Origin of the sequence: Actinomyces sp. 594 (assembly GCF_019325145.1) — a bacterium.
Classification (GTDB): domain Bacteria; phylum Actinomycetota; class Actinomycetes; order Actinomycetales; family Actinomycetaceae; genus Actinomyces.
In genome coordinates, this window is record NZ_PIZC01000060.1 from 1,227 (window position 1) to 16,616 (window position 15,390).

Genomic DNA, 15,390 nt, shown 5'->3' on the forward strand with positions numbered 1-15,390 from the left:
CCGCATGCCCGAGGAGACCGCCGCAATGACACAGACAACCACCACCTTCCCCCTGCCCGACCCGCGAGACCCCGCCACCTCACCGGCCGCTGAACTGCTCACCTCGCGGGGCGTGCCCGCACCCGCGGCGCCGACTGTCCGCCCTCGGCGCCTGCGGCGCACGCCCGCCCTGCGCGGGCTGGTCGCCGAGACCCGTATCAGCCCGGCACAGCTGATCCTGCCGGCCTTCGTACGCGAGGACATCAGCGCGCCGAACCCGATCGGCGCCATGCCGGGCGTCGTGCAGCACACCCTGGACTCGATCCGGCGCGAGGCCGCCGCCTGCGCCGAGGCGGGCGTGGGCGGCATCGACCTGTTCGGCGTGCCGGCCACGCGCGATGAGACCGGCTCGCAGGCGTGGGCCGAGGACGGCATCCTCAACCGGGCGGTCGCCGCGGTGCGCGCGGAGGTCGGGGACGCGCTGGTGGTGTGCGCCGACACCTGCCTGGACGAGTTCACCTCACACGGCCACTGCGGCCTGGTGCGCCCGGAGGGGGACCGCCGCGCCGGCGAGATCGACAACGACTCCACCCTCGCCCTCTACCAGGCGATGGCCGTCTCCCAGGCAGAGGCGGGGGCGCACATGGTCTCCCCCTCCGGCATGATGGACGGGCAGGTGGCGGCGATCCGCGCCGCCCTGGACGCCACCGGCCATGACGACGTCACCATCCTGGCCTACTCCGCCAAGTACGCCTCCGCCTACTTCGGGCCGTTCCGGGAGGCAGTCGGATCCGCTCTCAAGGGCGACCGCCGCACCTACCAGCAGGATCCCGCCAACCGCCGCGAGGGACTGCGGGAGGTGCTGCTGGACGTGGAGCAGGGCGCGGATCTGGTGATGGTCAAGCCGGCCGGGCCCTACCTGGACGTACTGGCCGATGTAGCCGCCGCCAGCCCGGTGCCGGTGGCCGCCTACCAGGTCAGCGGCGAGTACGCGATGGTGGAGGCGGCCGCGGCCAACGGCTGGATCGACCGCGAGCGCGTGATCATGGAGTCGCTGCTGGGGATCGTGCGCGCCGGCGCCGACTGCGTGCTGACCTACTGGGCACGCGAGGTGGCCGAGTTGCTGCGTGCGCAGCGGTAAAAGTGTCCATCTCTCGCCACTTTGCGTGCCGGCCGTTCGCAACGCCCAACCGCTCGTCCGCATATGCCCAGGTCAGCACCTATTTGCTCAACGCGCCCAGACCGGCGCCATGCTGAAACTGGCGAGAGTTGGACACTTTTTCTGAGCCGGTCCCGCTGCGCGGGGTCGTAGGCTGCCGTCGGACCGCCGCAATCGCTTCAGGAGCCCCCATGCCGTCAACCACCAATGCCGACCTGTTCGCCGCCGCCCGCGCTGTGATCCCGGGCGGCGTGGACTCCCCGGTGCGCGCCTTCGGCGCCGTGGGCGGGGCGCCCGCCTTCATCGCGCGTGCCCACGGCGCCCACGTAGAGGACGCCGGGGGACGTGACTTCGTGGACCTGGTCGGCTCCTGGGGGCCTGCCCTGCTCGGGCACGCCCACCCGGCGGTGGTCGAGGCGGTGCAGGCAGCCGCCGGCCGGGGACTGTCATTCGGGGCGCCCACCGCTGCGGAGACCGAGCTGGCCGAGGCGGTGCGGCGCCGCGTGCCGCCGGTGGAGCGGCTGCGCCTGGTGTCCACCGGCACCGAGGCCACCATGACGGCGGTACGGCTGGCACGTGGCGCCACCGGCCGCGACCTGGTGGTGAAGTTCGCCGGCTGCTACCACGGCCACAGCGACGGCCTGCTGTCTGCGGCCGGCTCAGGCGTGGCCACGGGTGGACTGCCGGGCTCCGCAGGCGTGCCGGAGGCGGTGGCCGCGCAGACCATTGTGCTGCCCTACAACGATGTGGACGCGCTGGAGGCGTGCTTCGCCGCCCGCGGCCAGGAGATCGCCGCGGTCATCACCGAGCCGGCGCCGGCGAATATGGGTGTGGTCCCACCCGCGCCCGGTTTCAACTCAGCCATCCGCAGGATCACCGCCGCGCACGGCGCGCTGATGATCGCCGACGAGGTGCTCTCCGGTTTCCGCGTGGGCCCGGCAGGGTTCTGGGGCCTGGAGGCAGTCGACGGCTGGACGGCGGAGGCAGCCGAATCTGGGAACCGCTTCAGGCATGCGACGGGCCGGCCTGCCTCGGCCCAGGCTGACGAGGCCGCCGCAGCGACCACCCTGGCGCTTTCCACCCCGTCCTGGCCCGGCGGCCCGGACGGGGGCGAAGCCGACTGGCGCGAGCGGGCGGCCTGGGTGCCGGACCTGTTCACCTTCGGCAAGGTAATCGGCGGGGGCATGCCACTGGCGGCCGTGGGTGGCCGCGCCGAGGTGATGGAGCTGCTAGCACCGCTCGGCCCCGTCTACCAGGCGGGCACCCTGTCCGGGAACCCGCTGGCGACCGCCGCCGGCCTGGCCACACTCGCCCTGGCAGACGATGCCGTGTACACCACGGTCTCCCGCCGCGCCGCCGAAATCGGGCAGGTGATCGCAGCGGCGCTGACCGAGCAGGGGGTGCCGCACCGGGTGCAGCACTCCGGCTCACTGTTCTCGGTCATGTTCGGCCCCGCGGCCGCCGCGGCGGGCGTGCGGGACTATGACGCCGCCCGCGCCCAGGAGACGTGGCGCTTCGCCCCGTTCTTCCACGCCTTCCTCGATGCCGGGGTGGCGCTGCCGCCGAGCGTGTTCGAGGCCTGGTTCGTCTCGGCCGCGCACGGCGACGCCGAGGTCGAGCGCATCGCTGGGGCCGCGCCGGCGGCGGCCCGGGCCGCGGCCGCTGCGCGTCCCGAGGCGTAACCCTGCGGCATGCCTCCTGGCCGCAGGTAGGCGCCACACGCGCCCGCCCGCGGAACAGACCCCGCACCTGTGCCCGGCCGGTCGCGTCGACTCGGCGACGGCCCTAGCCAGGGCAGCACCAGGGGCATCCCGGATACCGTCGTGCGACGGCACTCGGCAGGCTGACACCATGACACAGCAGCGTCCCACCAACCCCTACGGCCGCAAACCGTCTTTCTCCCGGCGCACCAAGTCGTGGCGCTCGCGGCTGCCGCGGCGGTCCTACCGCCGCCTGCTGGCGGGCGTATGCGGCGGCCTGGCCGAGCACTGGGGCGTGAGCCCGACGCTGGTGCGGCTGGCGACGCTCGCCCTGGCGGTACTGCCGGGCCCGATGTGGGTGGTCTACGTCGCCGCATGGGTGCTCATGCCCGGCCCCTACGAGCGCTGAGTTACGCTCCCGGCCGGGACGCGAGCGCGGCCTCGTAGGCGGCGAGGTCGGGCTCGGCGAAGACGCAGATGACGATCCGCAGCTCGGATTCGGGGTGCGTGCGCAGCCAGTCCACAAGGGTGTCCAGTACAAGCGGCGCCGCCTCTTCCTTGGGGTAGCCGTACTCCCCGGTGGACACCGAGCACAGGCCCACAGAATCCAGACCGGCGGCGGCGACGGTGTCCAGGACGCTGCGGTAGCTGGAGGCCAGTAGGGCGCGGTCGGCGTCGGTGGGGCGGCCGCCCTCGATGATCGGGCCGACGGTGTGGACCACGTGCGCGGCGGGCAGGTGGTAGCCGGAGGTGAGCAGGGCTCGGCCGGTCTCCTCCGGGCGGCCGTCGCGGGCGTCCATGTGGGCGGCGCATTCGGCACGCAGGCCGGGCCCGGCGACGGCGTGGATGACGTTGTCGATGCAGGTGTGCCCGGGGACGAAGCAGCCCAGCATCTGGGCGTTGGCGGCGTTGACGATCGCTCCGGCGCGCAGGGTGGTCAGGTCCCCGCGCCACAGGGCGACGTGCTCGCCGAGCGGGCCGGCCACCCCGTGGGTGGCGGCCAGGGTGGGCAGTGTCAGGGCGTCGGGGGCGCCGGCGTCGTGCACGCGCTGGGCGGCCTCGGCGGCGAGCATCTCGTCCAGGTCCTCCCGGACGTCGTCGTCGGGGATCTCGCGGGGCGGACGGATGGTCAGCAGCCCGTCCAGCAGCCGCCGCAGCTCCACCGGGGGGAGCTCGGCGAGGGCGGCGGGCGGTGGGAATGCGGCGACGTCGCCGGCCTGGACGGCCTCGGTGGCGAAGTGCCGGGTGAGGCGGTGCAGGCGGGCGACGTCGGCGGTAGGCGCGTGCGGCATGCGCCCAGGTTAGGCGCGCCGCCGCGTCGGCGGCAGCGGCTCCCGGGCGCGTGGGCGCGCAGGACGCGGTCGGCGGTCTCAGTTCACGGAGTAGTTCTGCGCGGAGAGGAACCAGCTCTGCTGCTCCAGGCGCTGGGTGTAGTCCTCCAGGATGCCGGAGGAGGAGGGGTCGGCCTCGTCGACGGCGTCGTGGATGTCACGCAGGGTGGTGACCACGGCGTTGATGGCCGAGACGATGTAGTCGACCGCGTCAGCGGTGATGACGGCCCCCTCGGGTGCCTCCGGGACGGTGGTCTGGGAGGCGATGGTGCCGGGGCGGCCGTCGGGGAATGCGTTGATGGCGCGCATGCGCTCGGCGAGCTCGTCGGAGCCCTCGCGGGCGATGTCGACGACCTCGTCCAGGTTGAGGTGGAGGTCGCGGAAGTTCGGGCCGACCAGGTTCCAGTGGACCTGCTTGCCGACGAGGCTGAGGGCGGTGATATCCACCAGGGCGCGCTGCAGGTCGGCGGCGAGGGTCTCGGAGGCGGTGAAGGTGGGGATGACGGCTGGGTTCTTAACTTGGTGCTTGCTCATGGGACCAACTTTACAATCACCGAAGCTTAGATGGGTAGGGCTTATCGCTCATGAGGGAACCTGGAAACAGTCCGGACGGCGCAAGCCGCAGCAAGATGCCCGGCGCCGCACCATATGGGTGGGGCGCCGGGCACCTGGACAGGCCGGCCCCAGGCAGCTTTCAGCCGACTGGGGCACGGCCCCGGTAGGTAGTAGGTACCGGGTCAGGCCTGCGCGGCGGCGCCGGCGGCCTCCTCCTCGGCGATCTTGCGCTTGATCTCATCCATGTCGAGCTCGCGCACCTGGGTGATCAGGGAGTCCAGGGCGGGCCCGGGCAGGGCGCCGGCCTCGCGGTAGACCAGGACGTCGTCGCGGAAGACCATCAGCGTGGGGATCGAGGAGATGCCCAGGGCGCCGGCGAGCTCCTGCTCGGCCTCGGTGTCAACCTTGGCGAAGGTGATGTCGGGGTTGTTCTCGGCAGCCTTCTCGAACACCGGCGCGAAGCGACGGCACGGACCGCACCATGAAGCCCAGAAGTCAACAAGGGTGATGCCGTCCCCGCGGACGGTCTGGTTGAAGTCTGCGCCGGTGATGTTCTTGGTGGCCACGGGTGTTCCTTCCAGTCGGAGGGATTGGATGTTGTGTGCCGGGCACGCGTCCAGCGCTGCCGACGCCTGGGACAACCGTCCTACCCGACGAGGTATTCCGTGGGCATGGTCATCTTCGGCCCCCTTCCCAGGTGCACCCCACCCACGCCGAGGTCGGTAGAAGTCACGTGCCTAGGTCGGTAGACGTTGCGCACCGAGGTCGGCCCACTGCTCTACTCGCCGACGACGCCAGAAACACGAAGGCGACTCCCCGGCTCCGTCCAGACCACCTGCCTAACGTCGGGATGGCGAACGCCAGTTCCGACGATGCCAGGAGGCACTATGTTCACCATCACCTACCGCCCCTATGAGCCCCGGGATGCCGAGGGGGTCATGGCGATCGTCCTTGACGCCTTCCACATCCGCAGCTACGCACCGCGCCCCTACTTGGAGCGCTCCGCCGCAGAGCTGTTCCTGTCCGAGCGCCTGCTCACCTCCACCTACGCGCAGGTCGCCGTCGTCACCGATGACCGCAGCGAGGACGACGACGAGGAACCCGCCGCCGAGCGGGTCGTGGGCGTCCTCATGGGCCGGGTAGAGGACGAGCCACCGCTTCCGGCCCGGCCGCTCGCTCATGCGCATAAGCTCGCCGCCATGGCCTGGCTGGCGACGGCGGGAATGCCGCAGTGGGACACGCTCACGCAGGCATTGGGCTTCGACTACCGGCGTGCCGAGCTGAGACAGGACGTGCTGCTGGGCGGAGGCGTCGCCGTCACCGATGAGATCACCCTGCTCGCGGTGCATCCCGCATGGCGGGGCCGCGGGGTGGGCACCCGCCTGTACGACGACTTCATGGAGCACCTGCACGCCCACGGCCGCAAGGACTTCTTCCTGTACGCGGACTCGCTGTGCAGCTATGAGTTCTGCGAGCAGCAAGGCCTCTCGCGTGCCGCCACCCGGGAGCTGCGGCTGGACGTGCCCGATCTGCCGGAGAAGGTGGAGGTGTACCTGTACACCGGCGAGGTCCCGACTACCACAACCACAAGCGCTGCAGCCCACTGACCACCGAAACCGGCACATGTGACGCATCGAGACCGGAACATGTTACGCGCGGAAGTGGTGGTCGTTGTCGGGCAGGGACGTCGTCGGGCGGGCGGTGCCGGGCTTGCGGGAACGATTCGTTGGATCCATTGGGACCATCCGAAGGCCTGACCGGGGAGGTGAGCGTCGACGGCACCGCTGAGTACTTCCAGTGAATCCAGAGCTCTGACGCCGCACCCCCGTGCTTCGGCACTTCCCACGAGGGTTCGCGCCTCTAGGTGCCGAACCGGTCGCAACAAGTGACGAATCGTCAACCACAACGCATGAACCGTCACACCCTCGAACCGGAAGAGCCACTAACGACACACCGAGACCGGCTGAGCTCTGCCAGCTGCTCCCAGCCGCATGAAGGTGCCCCGGGGTTCAGGAGCGCCGCCACCCCCGACGCACCAAGGCGACGAGCCCGCTGCGCGACTCCTCGCCACTGTCGCCCTCGGCAGGCCTGTTGGCGACAACGTCGTCGGCGCCGTCGCCTGCGCCTTCGACGGCGGATGCGACCCAGGCCATGGCCAGCACGGCCTGGTACAGGGTGTCGGCGTCGACCTCGGCGCGGGCCACACCCGCGCGCTGCGCGGGCTCCAGGAAGCCCCGCGTCATCTCAATGACCTCCTCACAGGTTGGAGCCAGCGGCGAGGAGGAGCTGGTGTAGGCCTCCCGCAACGGCCCGGGGAGTCCGTCATAGGACCGCATCCACTCCCCTAGCGCGTCCAGCCACCGCTCGAGCGCCTCGCCGGGCTCCAGGGCAGCTCCCTCAATCTCCCGGCACCTGCGCGTCAGATCGGTGGTGCGCTGCGCCAACACCTGGCCGAGTAGGTCCTGCCTGGTGGGGAAGTGACGGTAGAGGGTCCCCGCCCCCACTCCGGCACGCCTGGCGATGGCGTCCATAGGGACGTCCAGCCCCTCCCGGGCGAAGATCTGCGCGGCTATCTCAACGATCTTGTCGCGGTTGCGCCGCGCGTCGGCACGCACCACTCGGCGCCTGTTCCTCGTCCGAGGCGCGTCGTCCCGGGCCGCCGGGTCAGACATGGATCACACTCCTGCGCCATTGATAAGTGGAGAGTCTCTCCGTATCGTCCGGGTTATCTACTTCAAGCGATCTTAGGCGAACGGAGATGCGTGTTGCCACCACAGCCAGCCAGCCCCGTCGACCCCGAGGCCCTGCGGCGGACCCTGGCCAGCTTCCCCACCGGCATTGTGCTGGTGACCGCCCAGGACTACGACGGCGCCCCTGTAGGAATGCTGGCCAACTCCTTCACCTCCGTGTCACTGGATCCGCCGCTGGTGTCTCTGGCCTTCGCCCGCAGCTCGTCCACCTGGCCGCGGCTGCGCGACGCATCGCTCCTGCGGATCAGCGTCCTGGGCACCGAGCACCACGCCCTGGTCTCCCAGCTCGCCGGCCCCACCGCCCAGCGCTTCGTCGGCCTGGAGTGCGCCCTGCGCAGCGAAGACGCCGCTCTCCTGGGATCCCCCGCCACCCTGAGCGCGGCACCCGAGAGGATCATCGAGGCGGGCGATCACGATCTTGCCCTTCTTCGGGTACTCGAAGTCGAGCAGGACAGGGAGATCGACCCCCTGGTCTTCTACGCGCGCCGACTGCATCGCCTCACCACCTGACCCCGCCTCCGGCACCGGAGATCGGCCTGCGCCACCCAGCACCACCCCACTGCAGAGATGAGCACTGCGCCGAGTGCGCAAGACACACCGCCCGCCACCAACCTCGGAGGAACACCATGACCACCAATCCCGCCAAACGACAGATGATCCTGGGCATGCATCTGGGGACCGGCTACGGCTCGCAGGCCAACGCCTGGCGCGCCCCCGGCGTGAACCCCTCCGCCTATGCCGACATTGAGGCCCAGGTCCGCTACGCCCGCGCTGCGGAGCGCGGCACCCTCGACTTCCTCTTCCTGCCTGACAACCTCGCGATCACTCCCTCCATGGGGGGTGGGATCCCGCAGGCCACCATGGACCCGGTAGTTACTATCGCCGCCCTGGCCCGCGCGACCTCCCGGATCGGATTCGTGGCCACCGGCACCACGACCTTTAACGAGCCCTACAACATCGCCCGCCAGTACAAGGCCCTAGACGTGATCACTCACGGCCGCTTCGGCTGGAACGCGGTTACTACTGCGGACCCGGCTGCCGCCGCGAACTTCGGCCAGACCATCGCCGAGCGCCCGGTCCGCTATGGCCGCGCGCACGAGGTGATCCAGACCGTGCAGGCCCTGTGGGGCAGCTGGGGCGAGGACGCCTGGACCCGGGACAAGGCCACCGGCCGCTTCGTTGACATGGACCGGGTACGCCCGGTGAACCTGCGCGGGGAACACGTCGCCTCCCAGGGGCCCCTGCCGATCCCGCCGTCCGAGCAGGGGCAGCCGGTCATCTTCTCCGCCGGGGGCGGGGAGTACGGCCTGACCATTGCCGGACGCTACGCCAGCGGCGTCATCGGTGCGGCCTTCACCATTGAGGACGCCCGCACCCAGCGCGACGCCGTACGCCGGGCCGCCCGCCAGTACGGCCGCAACCCGGAGGAGGTCAAGTTCTTCGCCGGGCTCATGCCCCTCATTGGCGCCACGGTCGAGGATGCTCTGGCCCGCAGACGCCAGCTGGATGAGGTCAGCGCCCCCCAGCGGGTCCCCTATCTGGGAGCCATGCTGGGACTGGCCCTGGAGCCCGAGCAGATCGACCGGCCCTTGACGGCCGGAGAGCTGGCCGACGCCCGACCCAGCGGTTTCGATCCCCGCTCCCAGCACGCGCTGAGCGTCGCCCGGGAGGGCTGGACGATTCGGGACATCCTGGCACACGGCATCATCGACTACCACCCCACTCCCGTGGGCCCGCCCTCCGTCGTGGCCGACCACATGCAAGAGTGGTTCGAGGCCGGCGCATGCGACGGCTTCTGGATCTCTCCCGACGTAAACCAGGACGGGATCGACACCTTTGTTGACGAGGTGGTTCCGATCCTGCGCGAACGCGGGCTGTTCCACGACGGCTACCGGGGCACCACCCTGCGCGAGCACCTCGGAGTGCCGCCGCAGTACGGTCTGGATCCGCGGGTCATGCGGGACGCGCAGTAGCACGCCCGACGACGCCGCTTCGACCGACCTCGGCGCGTAACTTCTACCGACCTCGGTGTAGGTTGGCGGCGACCAGCTCGGCCAGTTGGACGGCGTTGAGGGCGGCGCCCTTGCGCAGGTTGTCGCCCACCGCGAACAGGGCGATGCCGTGGCCGTCGTCCCAGGCCTGGTCGGCACGCACCCGACCCACGAAGGTGCCGTCGCGGCCGGCGGACTTCAGCGGGCTGGGCACGTCGTCGTAGGTGACGCCGGGGGCGGCGCGCAGCAGCTCGATGGCCCGCTCGGGGCTGAGGGGACGCTCGAACTCGGCGCTCACGCTCACCCCGTGGCCGGAGAACACGGGGATGCGCACGCAGGTGCCAGACACGCGCAGGTCCGGGATCCCCAGGATCTTGCGGGACTCGTTGCGCAGCTTCTGCTCCTCGTCGGTCTCCCCGGAGCCGTCGCCGGCGTCGCTGCCGGCCCAGGCGACGGCGTTGAAGGCGATGGTGTCCACGTACACCTTCGGCTCGGAGAAGCTGACGGCCCGCCCGTCCAGGGCGAGGCCCTCGATGTCCTGCCCCTGCTCGACGACGGCGCGCACCTGCCCGGCCAGCTCGGCCACCCCGGCGCGCCCGGAGCCGGAGACCGCCTGGTAGGTGGAGGCGACCAGGCGCCTGAGCCCGGCCTCCTCGTGCAGTACCTTCAGGGCCGGCATGATCGCCATGGTGGTGCAGTTGGGGTTGGCGATGATGCCCTTGGGGCGGTCGTCCAGCGCCTCGGGATTGACCTCGGCAACCACCAAAGGCACGTCGGGATCGCGGCGCCATGCGGAGGAGTTGTCCACCACGACGGCGCCGGCCGCGACAAACCGGGGCGCGTACTCACGCGAGGCGGTAGCGCCGGCGGAGAAGATGGCCACGTCGATGCCGGCCAGGTCCGCGGTAGCCACGTCCTCCACCTCGATGCGGGCGCCGCGGAACTCCACGACGCTCCCGGCGGAACGCGCCGATGAGAACAGGCGCAGGCTGCGGGCGGGGAAATCACGCTGGGCGAGCATGCCCAGCATGACGCGGCCTACCTGCCCGGTGGCGCCGACGACGGCGACGCTCACGCCGTCGGCCGGGCCCACGTACCCGCCCGCGGGACCCACGTACTTCCCCGCGTCCTCCTGCGGGGCCTGGCTGTCCTGGTTGCTGGGGTTGCTCATCTTCCGGTACCTCCGTAGACGACCGCCTCGGCGGCCTCGGCATTGAGGCCGAAGGCAGAGTGGACGGCGCGCACGGCCTCGTCTAGCACGGCGTCGTCCACCACCACCGAGATGCGGATCTCGGAGGTGGAAATCATGTCAATGTTGATGCCGGCCTCGCTCAGTGCCCCGAAGAGCTTGGCGGACACGCCCGGGTGGGAGCGCATGCCGGCGCCGACCAGGGAGAGCTTGCCGATGTTGGGGTTGAAGTGCAGGGTCTTGAAGCCGAGCTCGTCCTGCGCGGCCTCGAGGGCGGCGCGGGCTGCCGCAGAATCGCCGTCGGGGCAGGTGAAGGAGATGTTGGTCAGGCCGGTGCCCTCTGCGGAGACGTCCTGCACGATCATGTCGATGTTGGTGTCGGCGCGGGCCACGATCTCGAAGATGCGGGCGGCGGCGCCGGGCACATCGGGCACGCCGACCAGGGTGATCTTGTCCTGGCTGCGGTCGTGGGCGATGCCGGAAATGACGGGGGCTTCCACGTGATCCTCCTGAGCGGATGGGTGCGGGCGGGCCTGGGCGCGGGCGGTGACGGCGCGGGTGTGGGCGGCACCCACGGAGGCGCCATCGGGTGGCAGGGCGCCGGCGGGGGCGACGACGCGGCCGGTGACGGCATCCATGGCGGGTGCTGGAGTGGGCTGAGCCCGCAGGGCGGGCGCGGGCGGTACCGAGGCATCGGCAGGGGCACCGGAGGCGGGCGCGGGTGTGGGGGCGGAGGGGGCGTCGTCGTCGGCCCCGGGGACTAGGGGCGGGATGAAGGCGCCCTCGCGGCGGCCGTCGTAGATCCAGGTGCCGGTCTTGTCGGAGAAGGAGGAGCGCACGTGCAGGGGCACGCCGAAGCGGCGGGCGTACTCCACCGCGCGCAGGTGCAGGATCTTGGCGCCGTTGGCGGCCATCTCCAGGGTCTCCTCGCTGGAGAGGGCCTCGATGCGGCGGGCCGTGGGGACGATGCGCGGGTCGGCGGTGAACAGGCCGTCGACGTCGGTGTAGATCTCGCAGACGTCCGCGTTCAGGGCGGCGGCGAGGGCGACGGCGGTGGTGTCGGAGCCGCCGCGCCCCAGGGTGGTGACGTCCTCCACCTCGTTGATGCCCTGGAAGCCGGCGACGACGGCGACGGCCCCCATCTGGATGGCGCGGGCGATGCGCTCGGGCAGGACGCCGACGATGCTGGCGCGCCCGTACTTGGAGTCGGTGAGCACGCCGGCCTGGGCGCCGGTGTAGGCGCGGGCGGGCACGCCCAGTTCGCCGATGGCCATGGCCAGCAGTGCCATGGAGATCCGCTCGCCGGCGGACAGGAGGATGTCCATCTCGCGCGCGGGGGGCTTGGCGGAGATGGCGCCGGCCATGTCCAGCAGGTCGTCGGTGGTGTCGCCCATGGCGGAGACGACCACCACCACGGTGTTGCCCGCCTTGCGCGTGGCGACGACGCGCCTGGCGACGCGGCGGATCGCCTCAACGTCGCTGACGGATGAGCCTCCGTATTTCTGCACTACCAGTGCCATGTGGGGGTTCCTGCCGTTGTGCTGCCGGTTGGTCGTTGCCGGTGCCGACTCGTCGGGCGCGCCCGCGCGGGGCGTCCCGGCGTCCTCGGCGTGGCGTCGAGCCAAGCATACGGCCCGCAGGTTACGACGGCTCGACGGGGATCGCAGGGTGGAGGGGCAGGAGTGCGGCCCTGAAGAGGTGGCGCATCGACCCTGACCGGGGTTGCCTCACGGGGTAGGACATGGCTAAGGTCACCACATGGCGAGCGTTATAGTTTCGTCATTTCCTGTTGGTTCCTGAAAGGCCTGTCTCATGGTTGACGACGGCGCTCGGCGTGAGGCCGCGGGCGATAACGAGGACGTCCGGCGGGTTCGCTCCGCATCCGCAGCGGGCGGGGACGCCCCGGCGCCTCCGCCACCGCCGGGTTCTTCGCCGGGGCCGGTGCGGGGACGGCATGCTGCTGTGCCGCCGAGTGCGTACGGGGTGATGCCTGCTGGGGACGACGACTCGAGCCAGTCGGCATCGGCGGCTGCGCCTGCACCCGACCGGGTGTCGGAGTATGGGATGGCGCCGTCGGCGGCCGATACTGGCACACCTGGTGCTTATGGATCGGGGTATGGGCTTGTGGCGCCTGCGCCAGCACCTGCATCCGCGCCCGCGCCCGTGTCTGCGTTAGCAGCGCCCTCGCTTGGGAGTGTGAGCGCGCCCGGTCCCGGGGCGCATGCTGCGGCGGGTACAGATCATGTCTTGTCGGTTTTGGATGTGCCGGCGGAGTGGTGGGAGCGGGCGCTGGCTGGCTGGCGGGGCTGGTGGGCGCGTCATGCGGGTTTCGCGCGCGGGTTGGTGCGCGTGCAGCAGGTGGTCTCCACCGTGGCGCTGGTGCTGGGTGTGGTGGCGCTAGTGGTGGTGCCGCGCCTGGCGATCGGGCTGGTGCCCGCGCTGTTCATGACCGGCTGCCTGCTGGTGGTGGGACTGCTGGCGCGCACCCGCACCCTGGGGCTGCGCCCGCTGCTGCTGCTGATGGGCATCAGCGCGCCCTGGTCACTACTGATCGCCCACGCCACCCTAGTGATTGGTGAGGCGATTGGGCTCTCCACGGCCGATGACGGCGCCCGCATCGCGCTGGCCGCTTTCGTTGAGGAGCCAGGCAAGCTGCTGCCGCTGCTCGCCCTGGCGCTATTGGCGCCGGGCCGGGTCAGGCGTCTGGCGGCGGTGGACTGGGCGCTGCTGGGCTTCGCTACCGGGGCGGGATTCACCATCGCCGAGGACGGTGCCCGCCGCCTGATGCCCCCGGGCCTGATCGCCGAGCTGCTGGGAGAGGACCGGCTCCAGTACTCGCTGAACCCGTGGACGGCGGGCCGGTTCCTGATACATGGGGGCAGTTGGGCCGAGAACCTGCTGGAGCTGGACACTCCGGTGGAGGTAGTAGCCACAGGGCATCAGGTCCCCACCATGGGGGTTGCCATGGGTATCGCCCTGGGCCTGGCCCTGTGGCGCACCGCGAAACCCTGGTGGCGCGCCGTCGCGTGGCTGCCGCCGGTGGTGATGCTCACGATGGCGATCGTGGATCATGCCTGTTACAACGCCACCGTCGGCTGGACCGGCTGGGCCGACCAGGACACCGCCATCCCCACCTGGATACGCCTGGCCTGGCAGGTGCGCGGGCAGGGACGCACCCAGATCGCCGTCTCCGTGGTCCTGTTCATCGCCTGCATGCTGGTCGACGCCCTCCGCCGCCACCGCGCGGGCGTGTTCGGCGACGTCGCCATCGAGGCCCCCAAGGCGCCCGCCCTGCCCATGACCGGTGTCCCTTTAGCCCTGCGGGCACCGGTGCAGGCCGTGGTGTGGCTGGCCGCCTACACCTGGTCGGACCTGGCGATCATCGCCGCCGCGTACGGCGACCGAACACTGAGCCGCAGGGCGCGCATGGCCGAGGGCCGGGCCATGGGCGTACAGGTGAGCGGGGTGCGCCAGGACGCCATGACCGTGACCACCCCCGGCACCGAGCCGGCCGCTCGTAATGCCTTCCGCCTGGTCGCACTCACGGTCGGAGCGGTGATGCTGGCGGCCTGTCTGTGGTACGGCACCGCCCTCGCCCAGGACATCGGCTCCTGGCTCCAACAGCCCGACTGGCCCTACTTCTTCGCCGGCCTGCTTGACGGGCTCGCACAGTGGTGGGACTCCCTGGGCGTGCTCGGCCAGATCCTGGTCACCGCCCTCGCAGTACTCCTGCTTGCGTGGGCGGGCCTGTCCGTGGCCGCGGCGCTCGGGGCCGTCGGCGTGGGCACCTGGGTGCTCAGCCATGGGCGCGGCATCGCCACCTTCCTCCAAGACCCCGCCGCCGCCACCCGCTCCTACGCAGCCAACGCCACCTGGGAGCAGCTCCTACTGGACGGCGCCGACTTCGCCCTGACCTTCATACCCGGCTCCGCCCTCGGGCTCGGCACCCGCAAAGCCGCCCGCACTGCAGCCGAGAGCGTCGCGGTCTCGCGCGCCGCGCGCCGGGAGATCGCCGGCCTGACCGAGGTCAACAACCTCTTCGCCCAACGCGACGCCGCCAAGGCCGCCCGGCAGGCCGCCGAGAAGCGCCTCAGGGACGCCATGCCGCCCGGCTACGACACCAAAGCCTTCAACCGCAAACACCTCAAGACAACCATCAAAAAACTAGAGGGCGCTGGCTACAGCGACGCCCAAGTCAAAGAGCTGCGTGACGCCGCGCGACAGGCCACAAAAGCGCGGTCTGTGGAGAAGCGTATTGCCGAGTACATCGGCGAGCGGGGCGGGGAGCAGGCACTTGCGCGCCGCGGGTACGACATCCCCGAGTCCTTCCACTCCACCGGGCCCGGCACGCCCGGTCCCGGCAGCTACCGTCTGGACGGCATGGGAGTCAAGCCCGACGGCAGCGAGATCGTCTTCCCCGAGTACAAGGGCGGCACCGCCAAGGTATCCACCACCAAGGTCCCCACACGGTTCGAGGGTCCCGCCGCCCAGGCCACGCCGGCCTATGTGCGTGACCGCATGCTCACCGATCCCCGCGTGGCCCAGTACTTCCACGACAACCCCCAAGTCTGGCAGTCCGTCAAAGACGGACGCACCAAGCTCCTGATCGAGGTGTACTCAACCCCCGCACCCGGATACGCCCAGGCCAGCGCCAAGACTTACTTCACCCTCACACCCCAGGTCATCCAGGCCATGGAGGAGGCCATGGCCGCACTATAGAATCAACGCCAGCGCCC

At 70.9% G+C, this 15,390-nt stretch carries 13 protein-coding genes; 7 read left to right on the forward strand and 6 right to left on the reverse strand.

Annotation, left to right across the window (positions count from 1 at the left end; all coding sequences use genetic code 11):
* Nucleotides 1-25 precede the first annotated feature (25 nt).
* From hemB to GZ998_RS10845, 3 genes are all read left to right on the forward strand, one after another.
* Nucleotides 26-1,120: a porphobilinogen synthase gene (hemB, locus tag GZ998_RS10835; protein ID WP_162678769.1), complete on the forward strand. Its 1,095-nt coding sequence runs from the start codon at nucleotides 26-28 to the stop codon at nucleotides 1,118-1,120.
* Nucleotides 1,121-1,329: 209 nt separating this feature from the next.
* On the forward strand, nucleotides 1,330-2,820 hold the full coding sequence (locus GZ998_RS10840; protein ID WP_219109839.1) for a glutamate-1-semialdehyde 2,1-aminomutase: 1,491 nt from the start codon (nucleotides 1,330-1,332) through the stop codon (nucleotides 2,818-2,820).
* 169 nt (nucleotides 2,821-2,989) lie between these two features.
* Nucleotides 2,990-3,247, forward strand: coding sequence for a PspC domain-containing protein (locus tag GZ998_RS10845; protein ID WP_219109840.1), 258 nt, complete (start codon nucleotides 2,990-2,992; stop codon nucleotides 3,245-3,247).
* Nucleotide 3,248: 1 nt separating this feature from the next.
* Here the strand turns inward: GZ998_RS10845 and GZ998_RS10850 are convergent, their stop codons facing one another.
* The 3 genes from GZ998_RS10850 to trxA all read right to left on the reverse strand — a co-directional run bounded on the left by GZ998_RS10850 (nucleotide 3,249) and on the right by trxA (nucleotide 5,290).
* On the reverse strand, nucleotides 3,249-4,130 hold the full coding sequence (locus GZ998_RS10850) for a macro domain-containing protein (protein WP_219109841.1): 882 nt from the start codon (nucleotides 4,128-4,130) through the stop codon (nucleotides 3,249-3,251).
* A gap of 78 nt (nucleotides 4,131-4,208) precedes the next feature.
* Complete coding sequence (locus GZ998_RS10855) at nucleotides 4,209-4,703, reverse strand: Dps family protein (protein WP_161925126.1); 495 nt, start codon at nucleotides 4,701-4,703, stop codon at nucleotides 4,209-4,211.
* A 203-nt stretch (nucleotides 4,704-4,906) separates the two neighbouring features.
* A complete protein-coding gene (gene trxA / locus GZ998_RS10860; RefSeq protein ID WP_161925127.1) occupies nucleotides 4,907-5,290 on the reverse strand; it encodes a thioredoxin in 384 nt (127 codons plus the stop codon).
* Nucleotides 5,291-5,611: 321 nt separating this feature from the next.
* Here trxA and GZ998_RS10865 point away from each other — a divergent pair, with 321 nt between their 5' ends.
* On the forward strand, nucleotides 5,612-6,331 hold the full coding sequence (locus GZ998_RS10865) for an N-acetyltransferase (protein WP_219109842.1): 720 nt from the start codon (nucleotides 5,612-5,614) through the stop codon (nucleotides 6,329-6,331).
* A 402-nt stretch (nucleotides 6,332-6,733) separates the two neighbouring features.
* Here the strand turns inward: GZ998_RS10865 and GZ998_RS10870 are convergent, their stop codons facing one another.
* Complete coding sequence (locus GZ998_RS10870) at nucleotides 6,734-7,396, reverse strand: TetR/AcrR family transcriptional regulator (protein ID WP_219109843.1); 663 nt, start codon at nucleotides 7,394-7,396, stop codon at nucleotides 6,734-6,736.
* A 93-nt stretch (nucleotides 7,397-7,489) separates the two neighbouring features.
* Between GZ998_RS10870 and GZ998_RS10875 the strand changes: the two genes are divergently transcribed.
* Together GZ998_RS10875 and GZ998_RS10880 are read left to right on the forward strand one after the other, a co-directional pair.
* On the forward strand, nucleotides 7,490-7,984 hold the full coding sequence (locus GZ998_RS10875; RefSeq protein WP_219109844.1) for a flavin reductase family protein: 495 nt from the start codon (nucleotides 7,490-7,492) through the stop codon (nucleotides 7,982-7,984).
* A gap of 116 nt (nucleotides 7,985-8,100) precedes the next feature.
* Nucleotides 8,101-9,447 (forward strand): NtaA/DmoA family FMN-dependent monooxygenase, encoded by a 1,347-nt coding sequence (locus tag GZ998_RS10880; RefSeq protein ID WP_162678763.1) that lies wholly within the window; start codon nucleotides 8,101-8,103, stop codon nucleotides 9,445-9,447.
* A gap of 43 nt (nucleotides 9,448-9,490) precedes the next feature.
* Here GZ998_RS10880 and GZ998_RS10885 read toward each other — a convergent pair whose 3' ends face one another.
* A complete protein-coding gene (locus GZ998_RS10885) occupies nucleotides 9,491-10,636 on the reverse strand; it encodes an aspartate-semialdehyde dehydrogenase (protein WP_162678762.1) in 1,146 nt (381 codons plus the stop codon).
* A complete protein-coding gene (locus GZ998_RS10890) occupies nucleotides 10,633-12,174 on the reverse strand; it encodes an aspartate kinase (protein ID WP_219109845.1) in 1,542 nt (513 codons plus the stop codon). The genes GZ998_RS10885 and GZ998_RS10890 overlap by 4 nt, the downstream gene beginning before the upstream one ends.
* A gap of 727 nt (nucleotides 12,175-12,901) precedes the next feature.
* On the opposite strand from GZ998_RS10890, the gene GZ998_RS10895 reads away from it, so the two are divergent.
* The gene (locus GZ998_RS10895; protein ID WP_162678760.1) at nucleotides 12,902-15,373 is read left to right on the forward strand and encodes a protease PrsW; all 2,472 of its coding nucleotides are present in this window, start codon (nucleotides 12,902-12,904) and stop codon (nucleotides 15,371-15,373) included.
* Nucleotides 15,374-15,390: the final 17 nt, after the last annotated feature.